Origin of the sequence: Synechococcus sp. CS-197, from assembly GCF_025128215.1 — a bacterium.
In the GTDB taxonomy this organism is placed as follows: domain Bacteria; phylum Cyanobacteriota; class Cyanobacteriia; order PCC-6307; family Cyanobiaceae; genus Synechococcus_C.
In genome coordinates this window covers 66,671-82,267 of sequence record NZ_JAHLZC010000004.1, presented here as the reverse complement: position 1 = coordinate 82,267, position 15,597 = coordinate 66,671, and the positions used below count along the sequence as shown (strand labels likewise).

The following is a 15,597-nucleotide window of genomic DNA, read 5'->3' as shown; positions in this document are numbered from 1 at the left end:
CGCGAACAGTGCTCCCATGATCGAGCATCAGCCCCTGAAAGCGGGATCCCTGCTGGACCCACGCCTGCCCGCCTGCGGCACGGCCCTGCGCGAGGTGGACGACATGACCCTGCCCGGGGAGCAGGACGCACAGCTCAGCTTCGGGCCCGGGACACTGCGTTACTACGTGATGCGCATCCCCCGCAGACCCCTGCGGATTACGGCGATGACCCGCCACATGAACGCCACCCAATGCCTGAGTTCGGCTGAAGCACGCCCGTTCTGGCTGCTGCTGGCTCCACCAGACACTGAGGGACCTGTGCTCGATGCCTCAGCGGCCTGGCTGCTGCGCATCGACGCCGGCGAAGGCATCAAGTTGCATCTGGGCACGTGGCATGCCGGACCCTTATTTGATGCCGACTCCGCGTCTTTTTTCAATCTGGAGCTGAGCGACACCAACCAGAACGATCACGAAACCCTGAAGCTCGATCGCCCCTTGCAGGTGTCGTTGAACTGACTAACCCCGCTCCGCCCCCGGAATCCGTTGCCAGTCGGTGTGCGTCGCCCACAGTCCCCAGATCGCCATCGCCCGCAGGTAGTGGCAAGCGCGGAAGGTGTTCACCGCCGTGATCGCCTCCGGCGTGCGGAACTGCAGACCACCGCTGTACACCTGATCCACCACCGCTGAGCAGATCGCTTCGGCGGTTTGGCCTTCGCCCATCAGTCGGTAGTAGCTGGCAATACCGAAGTTGATGCCCGTCCACACCTCCAAGGGGTGGGTGCCATTGGGATCCAGGGGTGTGCCATCGCGGCGCAGGCCATTGGCCACCCCGAGGCTGCCGCCCTGGAACTTCTCAAAGCAGCTCTCTTTCACGGCCTTGAGCGTGCTGCGGCTGTTGGCCTCACTCACCACCGGCTCCAGCCCCAGCAGGCGCGCATAGAAATCACCACAGAGCTGATCGGCCATCACCACGGGCGTACCGCTTTCGGCGTCGATGTCGTAGTACTCGCCATTCCAGAGCAAACGATCGAAGTTGCTGCGCGACTGCTCAAGCCAGGCGCTGAAGGTGTGCTGATCGCTGCCCGTGTCCAGCCCCAGCTCCTGCTGCAGCCTTTGGGCCATGGCCAGAGCGGCTTCCAGCGCAGCGATCCACAACGCGCCGCAGTAGGCACTCACCCCCTTCAGCGGCCAGTCGTCGAAGGTCTGATCAGGAGCACCTCCGTTGTCGGGCAAGCCGTCGTTGTTGACATCAAAACGCTTCAGATAGTGCAAGGCCTGCACCGCCGCAGGCCAGCAATCGGCCAGGAATTTGAGGTCTTCGCCGGTGGGTGCCAGCTTGAAGGTGCGCCACACCTGCAGCACAAAGTCACTGGCGAGGTCTTTCCAGAGATTGCAATCCTGGTACGCCGTGTAATTGGTGGCATCAAAGGGCACTTCATTGGGAGCCCCCAGGTCGTGCGGCGTGGCCCCCTTCACCTTGCGATCGGCTTCCACGCGGCCACGCCCCTGGGTGAAATACCAACCGATCGGCCGCTGGGTGGCATCCGCCGCCGGGATCGCTCTGGCGAAACTGCGCAGCACGGCCTTGTCGAGCTCCGGCCAGAGCTGCAGCAGGGCAAAGGAGCCATAGAGCCGCACATCCAAACTTTCATACCAGGCGTAGTCGAGGCACTCGAGCACGCCGAAGCGGCCGTGGGGATCCTTGCCCGATGCCGCAGTCCAGAGGCTTCCGCCACTGGCCAGGTCGTAGAGCTCATTAAACAGAGCCATACGCAAGGCTTCCGGCAGCTCCTGACGCGCCAGCACCGGGGCCTGCCAGGCATCGATCTGATCACGCCACTGGCGCCAGTCGCGCAGCGCTTCCGCTGCCAACGCCGCAGCATTGCAACCATCGGCTCCGAAGAAATCGGTGTAGCGGCGCAGATCACGCACACCGGTCGCGAAGGCGGTGACCGGCAGATCCCAGCTGATCGCAATCGGGATCTCTCGGGATTCCCCGGGGGCCAGGGTGAACTTCAAGGCGATCGCTGCACTGGCCTGCTCGCCCGCACGGCTGGAGCGATCGTTGTTGCTGTTGGGAATGCGGCCCTCCGCAGCGAACGATTGCCAGAGCTCCTGGCCATCGCCCGTGGGGTCCCAGCGGCTGCAGCGCAGCACCTCAACGCCCTCCAGAGCATCCGGCACCGCCAGACACCACTGACCCTGGCCCTCGCCGATCGGCTCACTGCGCTGGCCCTCCAGCACGATGCCGCGTACACCCTCTTGATCCAACCAACGGTTGCGTTGTCCTTCGCCCTGGCCGATCGCCGGCGCGTAGTTGTGCTCCGGGCTGCCGTCGTCGCGGAAGTGCACCTCTGCCGAGGGGTCGGTGTTGAAGAACCAACCCACGGTGTTGCGCCAACTGAGCAGCAACGACAGATCCAACGGTTGATCGCTGGGGTTGCGCAGGGTCCAGCGGAACACGGCCACCGGGTAACTGGTGCGTTGGTAGTCGCCTGGAAGAATCGGGCTGAACGCCTCGCAACTCACCTCGGCGTCGTAGACGCCCTCGTAATGGGTCCAGCTCAGGGGATAGCGGGCGGCGTAGGTGCCGGTGCTGCGCTCCGGCGTACTGGCGGGATACCAATCCCAGGCGGCCAGGGGCTCAGCGCTGTTGGGGCGTGAGGCATCCGCCTCGGGCTTCACGGCCAACGCGTGGGCCCGTTGGCTGCTGCCGTTGCTTTCGAACAGGGCGAACTGGCAGTCGGGGATCGTTCCATACCAGTGCTCTCCACCATCGAGGTGCCAGAGGTTGAAGTCACCGCGGGAGCTGCGGCCGATGCAACCAGCACCAAAGCCCCCCAGGGGCATGCCGTGCCAGGGGCCGTCATCAAGATTGCTGGCGTAACGCACCGTGTAGGGCTGATCCCAGCCCAAACCGAACGGCCGGCTCCAACTGGCCTCAGGTGGCGTCCAGGCCTGCGGCCGGGAACTGCGGCGCAGGAGCGAGCGCAGGGCAGACAGACCGAGGGGAGCCATGGGCCGGCGGAAGGTCGCCCCAGATTGCCAGACATCGCCAGAGAAACCAGGGGATCGCCAGGAGCAGAGCCCAAGACCGTGGCGGGCCTAGGCCTCAGAAGAATCCAACCGCTGCTCTTCATCGAGCAGCGCGTCAAGGGTGACTGCCGTGCGCACCAGAGCCTGATATTTCTGAAACACTCGCTGGTTGCGCTCCAACCACCGGGCCGCCGCAACGGCCCCTTCACCTGTTGCCGAGCCCGCCAGTCCTGCAGGACCCTCGCCATCCATCAGCTCGAGGTCGTCCTCTCGGGCGATCAAGGCCAGCAGCAATTCATGCAGACGCTGGCGGCGCGAAGAAGGCTGCCGTGAATCAATCCCAGTCATCACCGCATTGATTGCGCACGTAATCCTCCCGCAACTCGCGAAAATCCTTGGTTTGGCGCGCCAGGAGCGCACTCGCCTCCTCAGCCTGCTGCACGTTGTCCCCTGAAGCTTGAGAGGCGGCAATCAGCATGCGGTTGCGCGCCATCGACGCACCAAGCGTGTTCATCAAACGCTTGATCAAACCGCAGTCATCCACCGCTCGCGCTGGCATCGGCACCAGCAACAACACAGCCACAGCAAGGGCAAAAGACTGGACCACAACCGTGTTGACGTCTGGGCGCCAACGTACCGCCACCAGGCGCGCTGGTCCCAACTGTGCAGACCTGCTGCCACCAGCACGATCGATGGTCATGGTGACGTCATGGAGGCGTTGACACCTCCGCCACCCTCAACACCCATGCCCAATCAGCATTGTGCTGGGGCGCTGGCAGGCCTAACCCTCCTGCTTGGCAGTCTCAGCGCACCCGTGGTGATGGCCGAAGAGCTGTACAGCCTGAACACCACCTGCAGAACCGGCGATCGATCCTTTGCCTGTCGCGTGCAGGCGGTCAACGTCGACGACACCACCGAATACCGCCATCAGTTCGGCTCCCGCACCGTGAGCTACCGCGTGATCGAGGATCCCTACGTGCGCATTGAAGGACGGGGCAGCAACGCCAAGCCCTGGACCTCGGTGAAGAACGCGTTGATCAACTTCAAAACAGAGGAGTTGTGCTTCAACGATGAGGCCTTCTGCGTGAAGAACCCCTCATTCCTGGCCGACGTTCTGATCAACAGCGGTGATGCCATGCAGGGCCGAACCCGGGTGGGCATGGCCTTCGCTCCCAATGGTCGCGTGGATGTGGCCTGTTTTGACAACGGTTGTGACCGCCTCAAGGAAGCCATCAAGCAATGACAAAAACCATCAGAAACCGCTGCACAAGACCGATCGCAGGATGCCTCGGCCTGCTCCTCTCCCTGCAACCCGCGGCCGGCCTGGCCGCCCTCTCCAGCGACGACGCCATCCATCAGGAGTCCGCGCAAGAACAGCTCCTGAGCCAACGCCGCGGTGGTGGGTCCAGAGGTGGTGGGTCCAGAGGTGGTGGCTCGCGCAGCAGTGGCTCACGCAGCAGCGGTCGAACCGGCTTCAGCTCCTACAGCGGCAGTCGTCAGACCACCCGTCAAACAACCCGTGGCAACCGCCAAAGCACCCGCCAGGGCAATCGCAGCACGCGCCAGGGCCAAGTGCGCAGCAACAGCGGCACACGCCAAAGCACCCGTCAGGGCAACCGCGATACCCGCCAGACCACGCGCGGCAGCAACATCGATGCCCGCCAGCAGGGACGGACGGACCGCACCAACAGCCGCCAGAACAACCGCACGGATCGCGTCGATACAAGGGCCGATACCCGCCGTGATGTGGTCAACAACTGGGATCGCTATGGCAAGGGTTGGTACAGCAACAACAACTGGACCAACAACCGACCCTGGACCTATGGATGGTACGGAAGCTCCTACTACAACAACTGGGGGTGGTATCCCGGTCAGGCTGCGGCCTGGGGCCTGGCTGGTCTGGCCACTTTTGGCGTGATCAACAGCCTCGTGACATCAGCGCAAAGCAATGAGGTGAGCTACATCGAGGTTCCCGACTCCGATTACTACCTCTATTACCCAAGCGTGACCGCCACGGGCGATGTGGTGACGTTTGAGGTGAATGAGGGGGGAAGCACGGTGCGCTTCAGTGCCGACTGCCGCCAGGGGACACTCAACGGCGCCACACCGCGCAATGCCGATGAGGCACAACTGCTGAACGCCGCATGCCAAGTGGCCTTTGGTCAATAACGGTTCAGGAATGCGGCGGTTGTTGGGCGATCAGCTCCTGCAACCGCTGCTCCGCCGCCGCTTCCAACTGCACAGGAGAGGGGCGATAGGACCTCGCCTGGGTCGCTCGCGCCTGAATCGCCGCTCGGGCCTGCTGCCAACCAGCGATTCCGAGGTTTCGATAAATCCTCTCCACCGTTGTGATGGGCGATGCCACCAGATCGGTATAGGCCACCTCCACCAACCGCCCAGGTGGGATCTGGGCACGGGCCGCCGTAAAGGCGCCCATCAGCTCAGCGTGGGCCGCCACGGTTTCCTCAACCTGTTGCAGTTGATCGGGCACAGCCTGAAATCCCATCAGCCCCCCCCAAGCGCTGCTTCACCTGCACCAGGGAGCGAATCGACGCGATTGGATCGCGCTTGAGCAACACAAAACGAGCCTTGGGATACAACTGCAAGAGCAGGGGAATACGTGCTGTGTGGGCCGAATTTTTGATCACGAGATGGGTCTTCCCATCCCCGTCGTGCAACCAGGTGAGCTTGGTGAACCGCGCAAGCTCACGCCGGAAGGATGCCGTGGAGGCCAGCACATAACGACGAAAACATCGTGGGTAACAGCGCGGGAACGCCACTCCGGCCATGTTGGTGTCCAAGGTGAGCCGCACCAAACCGAGTTCGTCCTCCTGAGGATCCAGCGCCGACCAAGGCACCGCATCGATCGGGCGATGCGCGCTGATGATCCGATTCAAGAAGCCAACGATCCAAGGCTTCAAAAGGAGGCCCACCTGCGGAGCAACCGTTAAGGCATTCCTCGCCGTAGCCGCAGCTGGATCGGACGCCAGCAGTTGATGCAGGTAAGTGGTGCCGCTGCGCCAATGCCCGATCACCACAACAGGATCATCAGGTGGCTGAATCGTCGCCAAACGCCTGGAGTACAGAGCTGTCTGGAGCCAGGCCAAAGGTTCGAGCAGCAACCCAGAGAGAACAGGGATCACAGCGTTCAACCCACAACGCCAGTGCGGTTTGTAGAAGCGAAGCGCCTGAGCCAAGACTGAAGGCCTGATGCATCCCCCGGCGACAAACTGATCGGAACAACGCTGAAGAGGGTGCATTCAAACAATTGACACTTTGCAGGCGAGCACAGGCCTCAGGACCCTTAACTTAGCGATAAGGTCGACCAATGGAATGAGAAGTTTCAGCGCAGAGGTCCATCGCGCACCGGCCACAGACGCTCCAAGCCCTCAATCTCTGAGTTGGTCTGCCTCATTCAAGTCTGCGAGCGAACTGGCCGCCCACCTGAAGCACCTCGGCAAGACATTCGAAGCGATCCAACTGAGCCAAGGTCGATTAACAGGCCGATTCAGCTGCACAAATTTCAACTCGGTCATCATTCTTGCAATCAGCAGCAATCAATGCTTGCTCTTGAATGGTGATCGCGGACCCGACTTCATGAGCTTTTGCCTGGAAGCGTCAGGCATAGCCGACGAACACAAAACACATACGATCACTGTTCCCAACTATTCAATTAATGGGTTTAAATTAAATCTAAGGGAATCACATTTTCAACTTACAGCAAACACAACAACCTATTTTGCAATCACATCTGCTAACGCACTGAACACTATCTTAAGCCCACGAGACGCAGAGAAGCTAAGGGAACATTTCATGAATTGCAACAGCGCACAAATTACCCCTTGCCAACACGAAAAGTTGAAAATTTTACTTGAGAGCGCAATCAAACAATCAACCACTAGCTTTTTCAAGCGGCAACAAATAGGCTATTTGATCATCAAAGAATTCCTAGACTCTTGCACAAATTCAAAACACATTACTTTTTACCCTTTTGAACTAACGCAACGCCAGCTACTCGTTAGCAACTTGATCCAACTTGGCTTCAAGCGCGGAAACGAAAAATTGCATCTCGACGATATTAGCAGATTATTGTACTGTTCCAGACGAACTCTCATTCAAGGCACAAAAGACGCCTACGCAATGGGCCCCATGGAGTTGATGAAAATCATCCGCCTCGAACAAGTGAATTGGATGTTGCGTAGCGAAGAAGCGAGAAGCAAAGCCACGCTTCGCAACGTTTCAGATATCGCCCAACACTTTAATTTTAACAGCAGAGGTCATTTTGCCAGGGCTTATCAAAACCTGTTCGAGGAAAGTCCTAGCCAAACATTGCAAGAGAATGGAACCTGACTACCCTCCCGTTGGGAAAAGGAACTGAACTTGAGCGCGGAACGTCCAATCTCCAATCAGAGTTTGACCGGCTACCTCTGGCTTAACTGCATTGTAATAGGCACTCAGCGATGCATTCACAGGTTGCGTCCCTAAAACGAAAACACGACCAACACCAGCCCCGACCGGAACAGTCCAACCTTTGTTTTCAGCTTGATTCCAGTTGGCAGTAATGATGGGGGAGCTAGTGAGGTACCAACCCTTCGGCAGGTTGTAATTCAGAAAAGGTTGAATCAACATCTTATTCACATCGCGACCAGCTTCTCCTGAAAATGACCAGATATTATTGATCAAACCACCGGCAACAATTGGCCCCTTTGTATAAACAAGAACACCTGTCGGCCCCGCACTCCAACGCTTCGAGCTAAGGCGATTGTCAGTTGCCGATGGAATCACCATCGTTGGTCCAACGCCAACGGTGAAATTACCCTTCAGTGTTGGCACGAAGAAGACAGATGGATTGATATCGCCCAACGACTGAATGGATGTACCCCGAGCCCATGGCTGAGAGATAAAGGGAACAATCGTGCGTGTTACCAGCGTCAACCCCTCACTCACCTTGAAGGGAATGACAGGCTGCACATTCACAACATTTTGCGTTTGATTCGCCTTGAAGTTGGTGCGATAGGGGGGAAGAGCAGGATCAGGAGATGGGATTGTGACATTTGGAGCCCACTGGGTTGAAGGCGTGGAATTCCATTGAATCGGAAGACTGATCAAGCTCGCAATTGGGTTCTGTGCTGCCTTAGCAAGAGAACCCTCTTCCTTCGCCTTCGATTCTCCAGGGGTCACAGAAACAGGCTCATTTCCTGTACCAGGCTGAGACTGATCCGCACCATTCTGAGCAATGGTTGCTTCGGTCAGAAGCAGGGGAGTGAAATCAAAATCCGCCGGATCTGCGACGAGAGGCTGGTCAGTGACCTGTGCGCTGACAGAAGGACCCAGCAACGCTCCTGCCACGAGCCAGCAGAGAGGCGAGAACGCCAAAACCTTCAATGCCGCCATCACGATCGTTTTGTAAGTACGGCGAGTTTTAGATCAATGGCCTCAGGGAATGGGTCTTACAGCACCATAGTCTGCACAAACGGGATCACCGGAGCAGGCCGCTCTTGCCTGGAATCCCTAAATTGAGTCCTGTAATTTTGAGTTGATGCGCAGATTCATACTTCCTCTAATTGCATTGATTGCAATCCCTGAATTGCGCGCTGCTGCTGAGCCCATGCCAGCGCCAATGCCCTCACGAACGCAAGAGTCGGAGATCGGCTCGATGCCCATGGCGCCATTGGTCCTGAGCCAGACCACCGATGAGGAGAGCGCAGAGAAGACCGCTGAAGAGCAGGAGCTTGATGATGCCTGGCGGGTGTATCTCGATCTCTACGCATTCCTACCGCTTCAGACCACATCCACCACCACGATCAACGAGAACTCCACGACCGCGGACGTTCCGCTATCGAGCATCTTCGACACACTCACCGGCGCGCTGACCTTCAAGGCGTCTGCTGAATACGGTCGGCTTGGTGTTTTCACCGGTATCAACCATGCCGCCAACTCGGCTTCAACCTCAAAGTCTTTCGTCAGGGAAACCAACAACCCCCTGAGGAACCAACTCGACCTCCCCGCCGTGTTGCGGCAACGCAACATCAAAGTCAACGTGGATGTCGACATCAACCAAACCATCGTCGATCTGGCGATGCGCTATCGGGCAGGTGCGATCCAAAAACCTCATATGGAGCAGGGCAGCACAAGCTTTGTGGGATTTGCTGGAGCACGTCTGATCGACGCCAATCTGTCCACCAAAGTGGATTTCCGCCGCGATCGCACCGTCAGCGTGGATGGCGTTGTGGTGAACCGTGAGCGCAGCCGCAATCTTGAGCGCTCTGCCAGCGATAGCTGGGGCAATACATGGGTGCAGCCCTTGATTGGGATGATGGCCACCTATGCCTTCAACAAAGAGTGGCAAGCCTTCGCCTACCTCGATGCCGGTGGTTTCGGTCTCAGCGGTGAAACCGATCTGAGCGGAACCGCTCAAGCGGGCATTGCCTACGCCCTTGGAAACTCAGCCCAGGCCTCACTCTCTTACAAATATTTCGGGCTCGACTACGCCGGAGGTTCAGGCAACGGTTACACCACCAGCCAAAGTGGCATCAACCTCGGCCTGCGCTGGCTTTTTGACTGAATCATCCCACTGCCTATCAGCCCGCTATTGAGCTAACTTCAATTCAGGCCGCTTCCAACTGCCGTCGAAATAGGCAGGCTTGGGTTTGTAGATGCGCAAGGTGGCATTCCAGCCTGGATAGATTGCAAGATAGTTGTCTTGGTTTTTATCACCACCAAAGTGAACAACAACCTCACCTTGGTCATTCGTTTTCGCAAAGGCGCTGTTCAAATTGAATGGCTCACCCGTGGGGAAGCCCTCCTTGTCGTACACAGTCAACGACCAGAAGGCATTATCACCATTGGGAACATCTTTAAGGGTGAGTGTCTGGGGATCGGTTGATGTGGGTGTATAGAAGAGGTAAACCGCTCCCTCTTTGGGAAGACCACCAATACCAACGGCGACTCCCATATTGTTCTGCTCAGGAGAAACGACTCCCTTCCGCCCATACAAGGCCTCCGACTGGATCCCCTTCTCGTTGCGCTCCTTGTTGTAGTCGGCGCGCAGAGCAAGCATTTGCTCCTTATTCCATTGGTTGGGCTGAATGAAGGTCCCTTTCTGTGCCTGCTTCACCGCAAGCTTGGCCTGCAAGGCCTGCGCCTTCGCAACATCAGCTGGGTCCTGAATGTTCACACCGGTACGGAAGGCCACCATTGCATAGCGACTGCCAACGGCCTCCTTGGTGAGCTTGTATTCACCGGGATCTTGATGCACATAGGTATACCCTTCATCATTCACAACCATGGCGCTCTGATAACGACCACCCGTTTCAGGCAATGTGATCATGGCTGGGCTGTTGAGATCAAGAACCAACCAGGAATAGAGGGTATCGAAATTAATCCGGATCACCGTTCGATCCTTGGGATCAGCAGCCTTGCTGTCGTTCCACAACACCCCCACACCTCCACTGCAGGTGGCCTTGGCAATTTTGCCCACATAAGCGGCCATCACGGTTTGGGTTTCTGCTGCGGCGTAGTTGGCCTTGGTAACGGGCACAACCTCTTCACTTTGGATCTCAACGGCAGGCTTCGGGCAATCCCCCGGCTTGGGCACTTGCGATGGAGATGATGCTTTTGCTGTTGCATCAGATTGTGCATCAGAGGATGCATCGGGAGCTTTGGTCTGAGCGCATCCACCAGCGATCAGAGCGACGCCAAGTAGGGCCGCAGCAGCGGAATTGGGGAAATTTTTGATCATGAATTCAAGGCGACGAAAAACTTAAAGATGCATATCAAAGCAATGAATTACTTTGCAGGCTCAAACTGAGGTGGTGTCCAACTTCCATCGAAATAGGCCTCGGTCGGCGAGTAAATCCGCAGAGCAACATTCCAACCTGGATAGATATCAAGGTAATTGTCCTGGCTCTTATCTCCACCCAAGTGAATCACATATTCTCCATTCTCATTCTTTTTGGCAAACGCACTGTTAATATTATAACTTTCACCGGTTGAAAACCCCTTATGGTCATAGACAGTCACTGACCAGAAGGCACGAGGATCACTGGGAACATCTTTCAAAGTGAGCGTGTGGGGCTCAGTGGAATCGACCACTTTGGGGAAGGGATAAACAGCTCCCTCTTTGGGAAGGCCGCCCCAGCCAACAGCAACACCAAAGTTACGCAATTCCTCTGTCAATTCACCCTTCTTTCCGAACGCCATCTCTGACGTCACACCTTCAGGTTCCCGACGCTTGTTGTAATCCTCACGCAAGGCAAGGATCTCCTTCATATCGTATTTCTTCTTCGAGACAAATTCACCTTTCTTGGCTTGCTCAAGCTTGATCCCATCCTGCGCAGCAGCTGCTTTCTTGAGATCCTCTGGATCCTGCACATTCACCTGCGTGCGTACGAAAGCAAAGGCATAGCGACTGCCAACTGACTCCTTGGTCAACTCATAACGGCCTGGTTTGTCACTGATCAGGGGAATCCAATGCTCTTCATCGATCACTTCGAGAATCTGGTAGCGATTCGTATCAGGAAGGACCACGGTGGCGGGGCTCTCGAGATCGAGCACCGCGAAGGAATAGAGGGTGTCGAAATTGGGGCGCAGGATGGTGCGCTCTTTTGGATCCATGGCTGCGCGCTGGTGGAGGAACACACCCACGCCAGCGCTGCAGGTGCCCTTGGCGATCTTGCGGACATAATCCGCCAGAATCACTTCAGTTTCGGCAACGGCGTAATTGGCTTTGGTCACCGGTGTCACGGTTGTGCCCTCCTGAACCACCGCTGCTTTCGGACAGTCGCTGCCAGTCGAAGCCGTCTTGCTCTCCTCCGACTTGCCGCAGGAGGTCACCAACACCCCTGCTGTGATGGCTGAGGCCAAAAGCGCAAGGGAGCTGCGACGGACGAAAGGACGCACTGGCATTGCCAAGGTTCAACACAAACTTTCTCTAGCCAGTGCATGAAGAGGCGTCCGTCTAACGCAGAACTCCGCTCTCAAGGTTTGCCCAATCGGGATCAGCGCCACCGAATACCGCCATCAGCACAATGAGGTGATGATCGATGTGATCGGGACCGACGCCGGCGCTCCGGCGTCTTTACCACCGATGCACCAACACCTGGTGCAGAACGCTGACCTGGTGGCAGCGCCAAAACGCTTGCTGCCCCAGCTTGTGGATTGGCTCGGCAGTCGCGCCGACGACCAGCAGCGCTTGGTCAGCGATGACCCGATTGCCCTCAGTGACGCCCTCGCCCCCCTGGCGCCCACCCTGCGGATTGTGGTGCTGGCCAGTGGCGATCCGCTCTGGTTCGGGATTGGTCGTGTGTTGATTGAGCGGCTGGGCAGCGAGCGGCTGCGTTTCCACCCAGCCCCCTCCTCCATGCAGCTGGCCTTCGCCCGCCTGGGCAAACCCTGGCAGGGAGCCGAATGGATCAGCTTGCACGGCCGTGATCCCAGCCCCCTGGCCCAGCGGTTGCAGAAACGGCCAGCTGCCCTGGCGGTGCTCACCGATCCAGGCCGAGGAGGCGTGGAAGAGGTGCGCGCGATTCTGCGCGGCAGCGGGCTCGAATCCAGCTACAGCCTCTGGCTGTGTGAAGCCCTCGGTCACCACGACGAACGCGTGCAGCGCCTCGAAGCGACCAGGCCCTGCCCGGACGACCTGCACCCCCTGCATCTGGTTGTGCTGCTGGCCCAACCTCCCGCCGCATCCGCTGCGGAGGCTCTTCCGCTGTTTGGGATTGCCGATGGCGACTACCTGCAGCACGACGACCGCCCCGGGCTGATGACCAAACGGGAGGTGCGCATTCAGCTGCTCGCGGATCTCGAGCTGCCGGAGCAAGGCGTGCTCTGGGATCTGGGGGCTGGCACAGGGAGTGTGGGCCTGGAGGCTCTGCGCCTGCGCCCGCAGCTGCAGCTGATGGCGATCGAACGCCGAAGCGGCGGCGGGGCGTTGATCCAGGCCAATGCCCAACGACTTGGCGTTGCTCCGGCTTCCGTACTGGAGGGGGATGCTCGAACGCTTCTGCCTCAGCTTCCGGATCCGGATCGCGTGCTGGTGGGAGGAGGCGGGCGCCAACGCGCAACCCTGCTCAAGGCAGTGATCGATCGCCTCAGGCCTGGCGGTGTGGTGGTGATCCCCCTGGCGACCCTGGAAGCGCTGGCCGAACTGCGGCCTGTGCTCGAGCAGGCTGAACTGCAGTTGCAGATCAGCCAGCAACAGGCCTGGCGCGGTCAGCCTCTGGCCGAAGGCACCCGCCTGGCGCCGATGAATCCCGTTCTGATCCTCAAAGGCACGAAAGCGCAGCCCTGAGCCTCAGAATCAGGCCGAGACCAGCATCCGCCGTCATGTCGATTCAGAACAACAAGCAGGTGTCCCCGATCCGCATGAAGATCACCGTGCTGATCGCCGGCTTCGGGCCGCTGCTGGCCATTGGCCTGTTCCTGCAATCGAAAGGCTTCTTTGGCTGAGCCCAAAGAGAACGCCAAAGCGAACGCCAACGTGACGCAAGCGGCACGAGTGCGTTACGGCAACGTTACATTTTCGTGATCAACGGCTTCGATGGCCACAGGAGCGCCGACCTTGATTCCCAGGCGCGCCGCTTCGCCCGCACCGATCTCCACCACACCATCGGCGAAATCCGCCCGCCCGTTGCCATCGGCATCCGCCCAGTAGGACGGGCAGGGGAGTGATCGGCAGACGGGCACAGAAGCGACGATGTCGAGCACCTGTCCGTCCCGTACGAACACCAGATCGAGAGGCGCAAGAGTATTCAGCATCCAGAAACGCAGGGGGCGAGGCGGACGAGCCGGGAACCACATGCCTCGCAGCGGCGGCAGCGCCGGCCGTTGCATCAAGCCGAGCTGCTGTTCCCTGGGTGTATCGGCCACTTCCAAGGCGATACAGGTCCTTGGCCGAGACTGCAGGCACCAGCGCGCCTCAATGGGCAGGGTTTGCGGTGGTGGTGGCAGCTCCATCAACTGGGGTCGAGTCTTGGCGCACCATCGTTGAGGCAGTAGCCGCGGCCACGGATCGTATGGATCAGCCGCGAGTCCCCTCCCTCTTCCAGCTTCTGACGCAGGTAGCGCACATACACCTCGATCACATTGCTGGAGGCTCCCTGCTCGTCGTTCCAGACCTCGCGCAGGATCCGGTCGCGGCCCACCACAGTGCCCCGCTCCTCCATCAGCAACATCAGCAGGGCATATTCACGGGCCGTGAGGGCAATGGGTCTCTGGCCACGCCGAACCTGCCGGCAACTGATGTCCACACTCAGGTCACCCACCGTCAGCAACGGACGACGCATCTGACTGCGCTCCTGAATCGCCAGGTGCAGGCGCAGCCTCTGCAACAGGTCGCTGGCCCCACTGGTGGTGAACCAGAAATCATCGGCACCGCAGCTGAAACAGGCCTCACGGGCCTCAATCGTGTCTTCGCTGACGCCGATCAGGATCGGCATCGAGCCAAAGCGATCTCTGAGCGAGGCCACCTGATCGATCGCATCCGCTCCCACCAGAGCCGCCGCCGGCGCGTCACTGGTGCCAGCCAATCCCGCATGGGATTGGTAGCCCGAGGCCAGAAGCCGGTCCGCCAGGGCCAGAGCCTCCTGGCCCAGCAACAGCACCAAGGGGCGTTGCTCGCTCTTTTGCGTCAGCGGGGCAGGCAGAGTCATGCGCGATCGGGCTTGGCCACATGGGGCAGTCCCCAACCCAGTTTGTTGCGCAGCACCTGGAAAAACTCGTGGTCTGTGAGCCGAACGAAACGAACGGGATGGTCGCTGCGCCGGATCAGCACCCGGTCTTCCGGCCACACATAACAGCCGGCACTGCCATCCACCACCATCATCAACCGTTCCGGCGTGGCGGGAAACACGGTCACGGGCTCCGCATCGCTGAACACCAGAGCCCGTGACGCCAACGAGTGCGGAGCGATCGGCGTGAGTTGCAGCACCGGACAATCCGGCGTGATCACCGGTCCACCTGCGCTGAGGGCATAGGCCGTGGATCCCGTGGGAGTGGAGAGAATGACGCCATCCGCGGAGATATCCACCGGTGCATGGCGGCCGATGGCGATCTCGAAGTGACACATGCTCGTGAGCGGTTCACGGTGCAGAGCCATTTCATTGAGAGACAGAGCCTCCCAGCGGCGTTGATCACCGCGCATCACGCTCACCACCAGATTGGCGCGCTCCTCAATCGTCCACTGCTGCGTCAGCACCTGATCCAGGGCCCGATCGAGATCATCGAGGTATGCCTCAGCCAAAAAGCCGAGGTGCCCGGTGTTGATCGTGAGGATCGGCACGCCCACCGGCGCTGTCTGCCGCGCCGCCGAGAGCACCGTGCCATCTCCCCCGAGCACGATCGCCAGGGCCATCGCAGGGTCAAAACCTTCCGGCACACAGGCGTTGTATCCGAGCATGCGCAGGTGCTGGTCGGGATTGGCGAAGCCCACCATCCCGCCGGAGCTGCTCACCCGCACCACCTCGTGGCCCCCACGCTCCAGGCGCGCCTGAATGGTGGTTGCGGTCTCAACCGCCAATGGCTTGCCGTCATTGACGATCAGTCCAACCCGGGGCACCGACCGCATCACGCAACAGCAAGTT

General features: G+C 59.3%; 18 protein-coding genes. 7 read left to right on the top strand and 11 right to left on the bottom strand.

All coding sequences use genetic code 11. The annotated features are described in order from the left end of the window. Window positions 1-16 precede the first annotated feature (16 nt). A complete protein-coding gene (locus KQ296_RS00560; RefSeq protein WP_011933592.1) occupies window positions 17-496 on the top strand; it encodes an ureidoglycolate lyase in 480 nt (159 codons plus the stop codon). Here the strand turns inward: KQ296_RS00560 and KQ296_RS00555 are convergent, their stop codons facing one another. The 3 genes from KQ296_RS00555 to KQ296_RS00545 form a co-directional block, all read right to left on the bottom strand. After that, a complete protein-coding gene (locus KQ296_RS00555; RefSeq protein ID WP_011933593.1) occupies window positions 497-2,998 on the bottom strand; it encodes a GH116 family glycosyl hydrolase in 2,502 nt (833 codons plus the stop codon). 87 nt (window positions 2,999-3,085) lie between these two features. Further along, complete coding sequence (locus tag KQ296_RS00550; protein WP_011933594.1) at window positions 3,086-3,364, bottom strand: hypothetical protein; 279 nt, start codon at window positions 3,362-3,364, stop codon at window positions 3,086-3,088. Then, complete coding sequence (locus KQ296_RS00545; RefSeq protein ID WP_011933595.1) at window positions 3,351-3,716, bottom strand: hypothetical protein; 366 nt, start codon at window positions 3,714-3,716, stop codon at window positions 3,351-3,353. The genes KQ296_RS00550 and KQ296_RS00545 overlap by 14 nt, the downstream gene beginning before the upstream one ends. A 45-nt stretch (window positions 3,717-3,761) precedes the next feature. Here KQ296_RS00545 and KQ296_RS00540 point away from each other — a divergent pair, with 45 nt between their 5' ends. Further along, window positions 3,762-4,259 (top strand): hypothetical protein, encoded by a 498-nt coding sequence (locus KQ296_RS00540; RefSeq protein WP_011933596.1) that lies wholly within the window; start codon window positions 3,762-3,764, stop codon window positions 4,257-4,259. Beyond that, complete coding sequence (locus KQ296_RS00535) at window positions 4,256-5,185, top strand: hypothetical protein (protein ID WP_011933597.1); 930 nt, start codon at window positions 4,256-4,258, stop codon at window positions 5,183-5,185. Before KQ296_RS00540 ends, KQ296_RS00535 begins: the two co-directional genes overlap by 4 nt. Window positions 5,186-5,189: 4 nt before the next feature. Here KQ296_RS00535 and KQ296_RS00530 read toward each other — a convergent pair whose 3' ends face one another. Both KQ296_RS00530 and KQ296_RS00525 read right to left on the bottom strand, forming a co-directional pair. Next, window positions 5,190-5,507: a sulfotransferase gene (locus tag KQ296_RS00530; protein ID WP_259726283.1), complete on the bottom strand. Its 318-nt coding sequence runs from the start codon at window positions 5,505-5,507 to the stop codon at window positions 5,190-5,192. Next, window positions 5,482-6,213: a sulfotransferase gene (locus KQ296_RS00525; RefSeq protein WP_259726282.1), complete on the bottom strand. Its 732-nt coding sequence runs from the start codon at window positions 6,211-6,213 to the stop codon at window positions 5,482-5,484. The genes KQ296_RS00530 and KQ296_RS00525 overlap by 26 nt, the downstream gene beginning before the upstream one ends. Before the next feature lie 136 nt (window positions 6,214-6,349). Between KQ296_RS00525 and KQ296_RS00520 the strand changes: the two genes are divergently transcribed. Continuing rightward, window positions 6,350-7,366: a helix-turn-helix transcriptional regulator gene (locus tag KQ296_RS00520; protein ID WP_041428884.1), complete on the top strand. Its 1,017-nt coding sequence runs from the start codon at window positions 6,350-6,352 to the stop codon at window positions 7,364-7,366. On the opposite strand, the gene KQ296_RS00515 is transcribed toward KQ296_RS00520, so the two are convergent. Next, window positions 7,367-8,410 carry a hypothetical protein gene (locus KQ296_RS00515; RefSeq protein WP_011933601.1) on the bottom strand — a complete coding sequence of 348 codons (1,044 nt, stop codon included), beginning with the start codon at window positions 8,408-8,410 and terminating at the stop codon, window positions 7,367-7,369. Between the two features lie 214 nt (window positions 8,411-8,624). Here KQ296_RS00515 and KQ296_RS00510 point away from each other — a divergent pair, with 214 nt between their 5' ends. Then, window positions 8,625-9,581, top strand: coding sequence for an outer membrane protein (locus KQ296_RS00510; protein ID WP_259726281.1), 957 nt, complete (start codon window positions 8,625-8,627; stop codon window positions 9,579-9,581). Window positions 9,582-9,605: 24 nt separating this feature from the next. On the opposite strand, the gene KQ296_RS00505 is transcribed toward KQ296_RS00510, so the two are convergent. After that, window positions 9,606-10,757: a DUF1254 domain-containing protein gene (locus tag KQ296_RS00505; protein ID WP_041428623.1), complete on the bottom strand. Its 1,152-nt coding sequence runs from the start codon at window positions 10,755-10,757 to the stop codon at window positions 9,606-9,608. 47 nt (window positions 10,758-10,804) lie between these two features. Then, complete coding sequence (locus tag KQ296_RS00500; RefSeq protein ID WP_011933604.1) at window positions 10,805-11,923, bottom strand: DUF1254 domain-containing protein; 1,119 nt, start codon at window positions 11,921-11,923, stop codon at window positions 10,805-10,807. Window positions 11,924-12,053: 130 nt separating this feature from the next. Here KQ296_RS00500 and KQ296_RS00495 point away from each other — a divergent pair, with 130 nt between their 5' ends. Both KQ296_RS00495 and KQ296_RS00490 read left to right on the top strand, forming a co-directional pair. Next, window positions 12,054-13,307: a bifunctional cobalt-precorrin-7 (C(5))-methyltransferase/cobalt-precorrin-6B (C(15))-methyltransferase gene (locus tag KQ296_RS00495; protein WP_011933605.1), complete on the top strand. Its 1,254-nt coding sequence runs from the start codon at window positions 12,054-12,056 to the stop codon at window positions 13,305-13,307. Between the two features lie 35 nt (window positions 13,308-13,342). Next, complete coding sequence (locus KQ296_RS00490) at window positions 13,343-13,465, top strand: hypothetical protein (RefSeq protein WP_259726280.1); 123 nt, start codon at window positions 13,343-13,345, stop codon at window positions 13,463-13,465. A 54-nt stretch (window positions 13,466-13,519) separates the two neighbouring features. Here KQ296_RS00490 and KQ296_RS00485 read toward each other — a convergent pair whose 3' ends face one another. From KQ296_RS00485 to KQ296_RS00475, 3 genes are read right to left on the bottom strand one after another with little or no spacing between them, the layout of a single operon-like run. Continuing rightward, window positions 13,520-13,972, bottom strand: coding sequence for a DUF192 domain-containing protein (locus tag KQ296_RS00485; protein WP_011933606.1), 453 nt, complete (start codon window positions 13,970-13,972; stop codon window positions 13,520-13,522). Continuing rightward, complete coding sequence (locus KQ296_RS00480; RefSeq protein WP_011933607.1) at window positions 13,972-14,667, bottom strand: winged helix family transcriptional regulator; 696 nt, start codon at window positions 14,665-14,667, stop codon at window positions 13,972-13,974. Before KQ296_RS00480 ends, KQ296_RS00485 begins: the two co-directional genes overlap by 1 nt. Continuing rightward, window positions 14,664-15,572: an NAD(+) kinase gene (locus tag KQ296_RS00475; RefSeq protein WP_041428886.1), complete on the bottom strand. Its 909-nt coding sequence runs from the start codon at window positions 15,570-15,572 to the stop codon at window positions 14,664-14,666. The genes KQ296_RS00480 and KQ296_RS00475 overlap by 4 nt, the downstream gene beginning before the upstream one ends. Window positions 15,573-15,597: the final 25 nt, after the last annotated feature.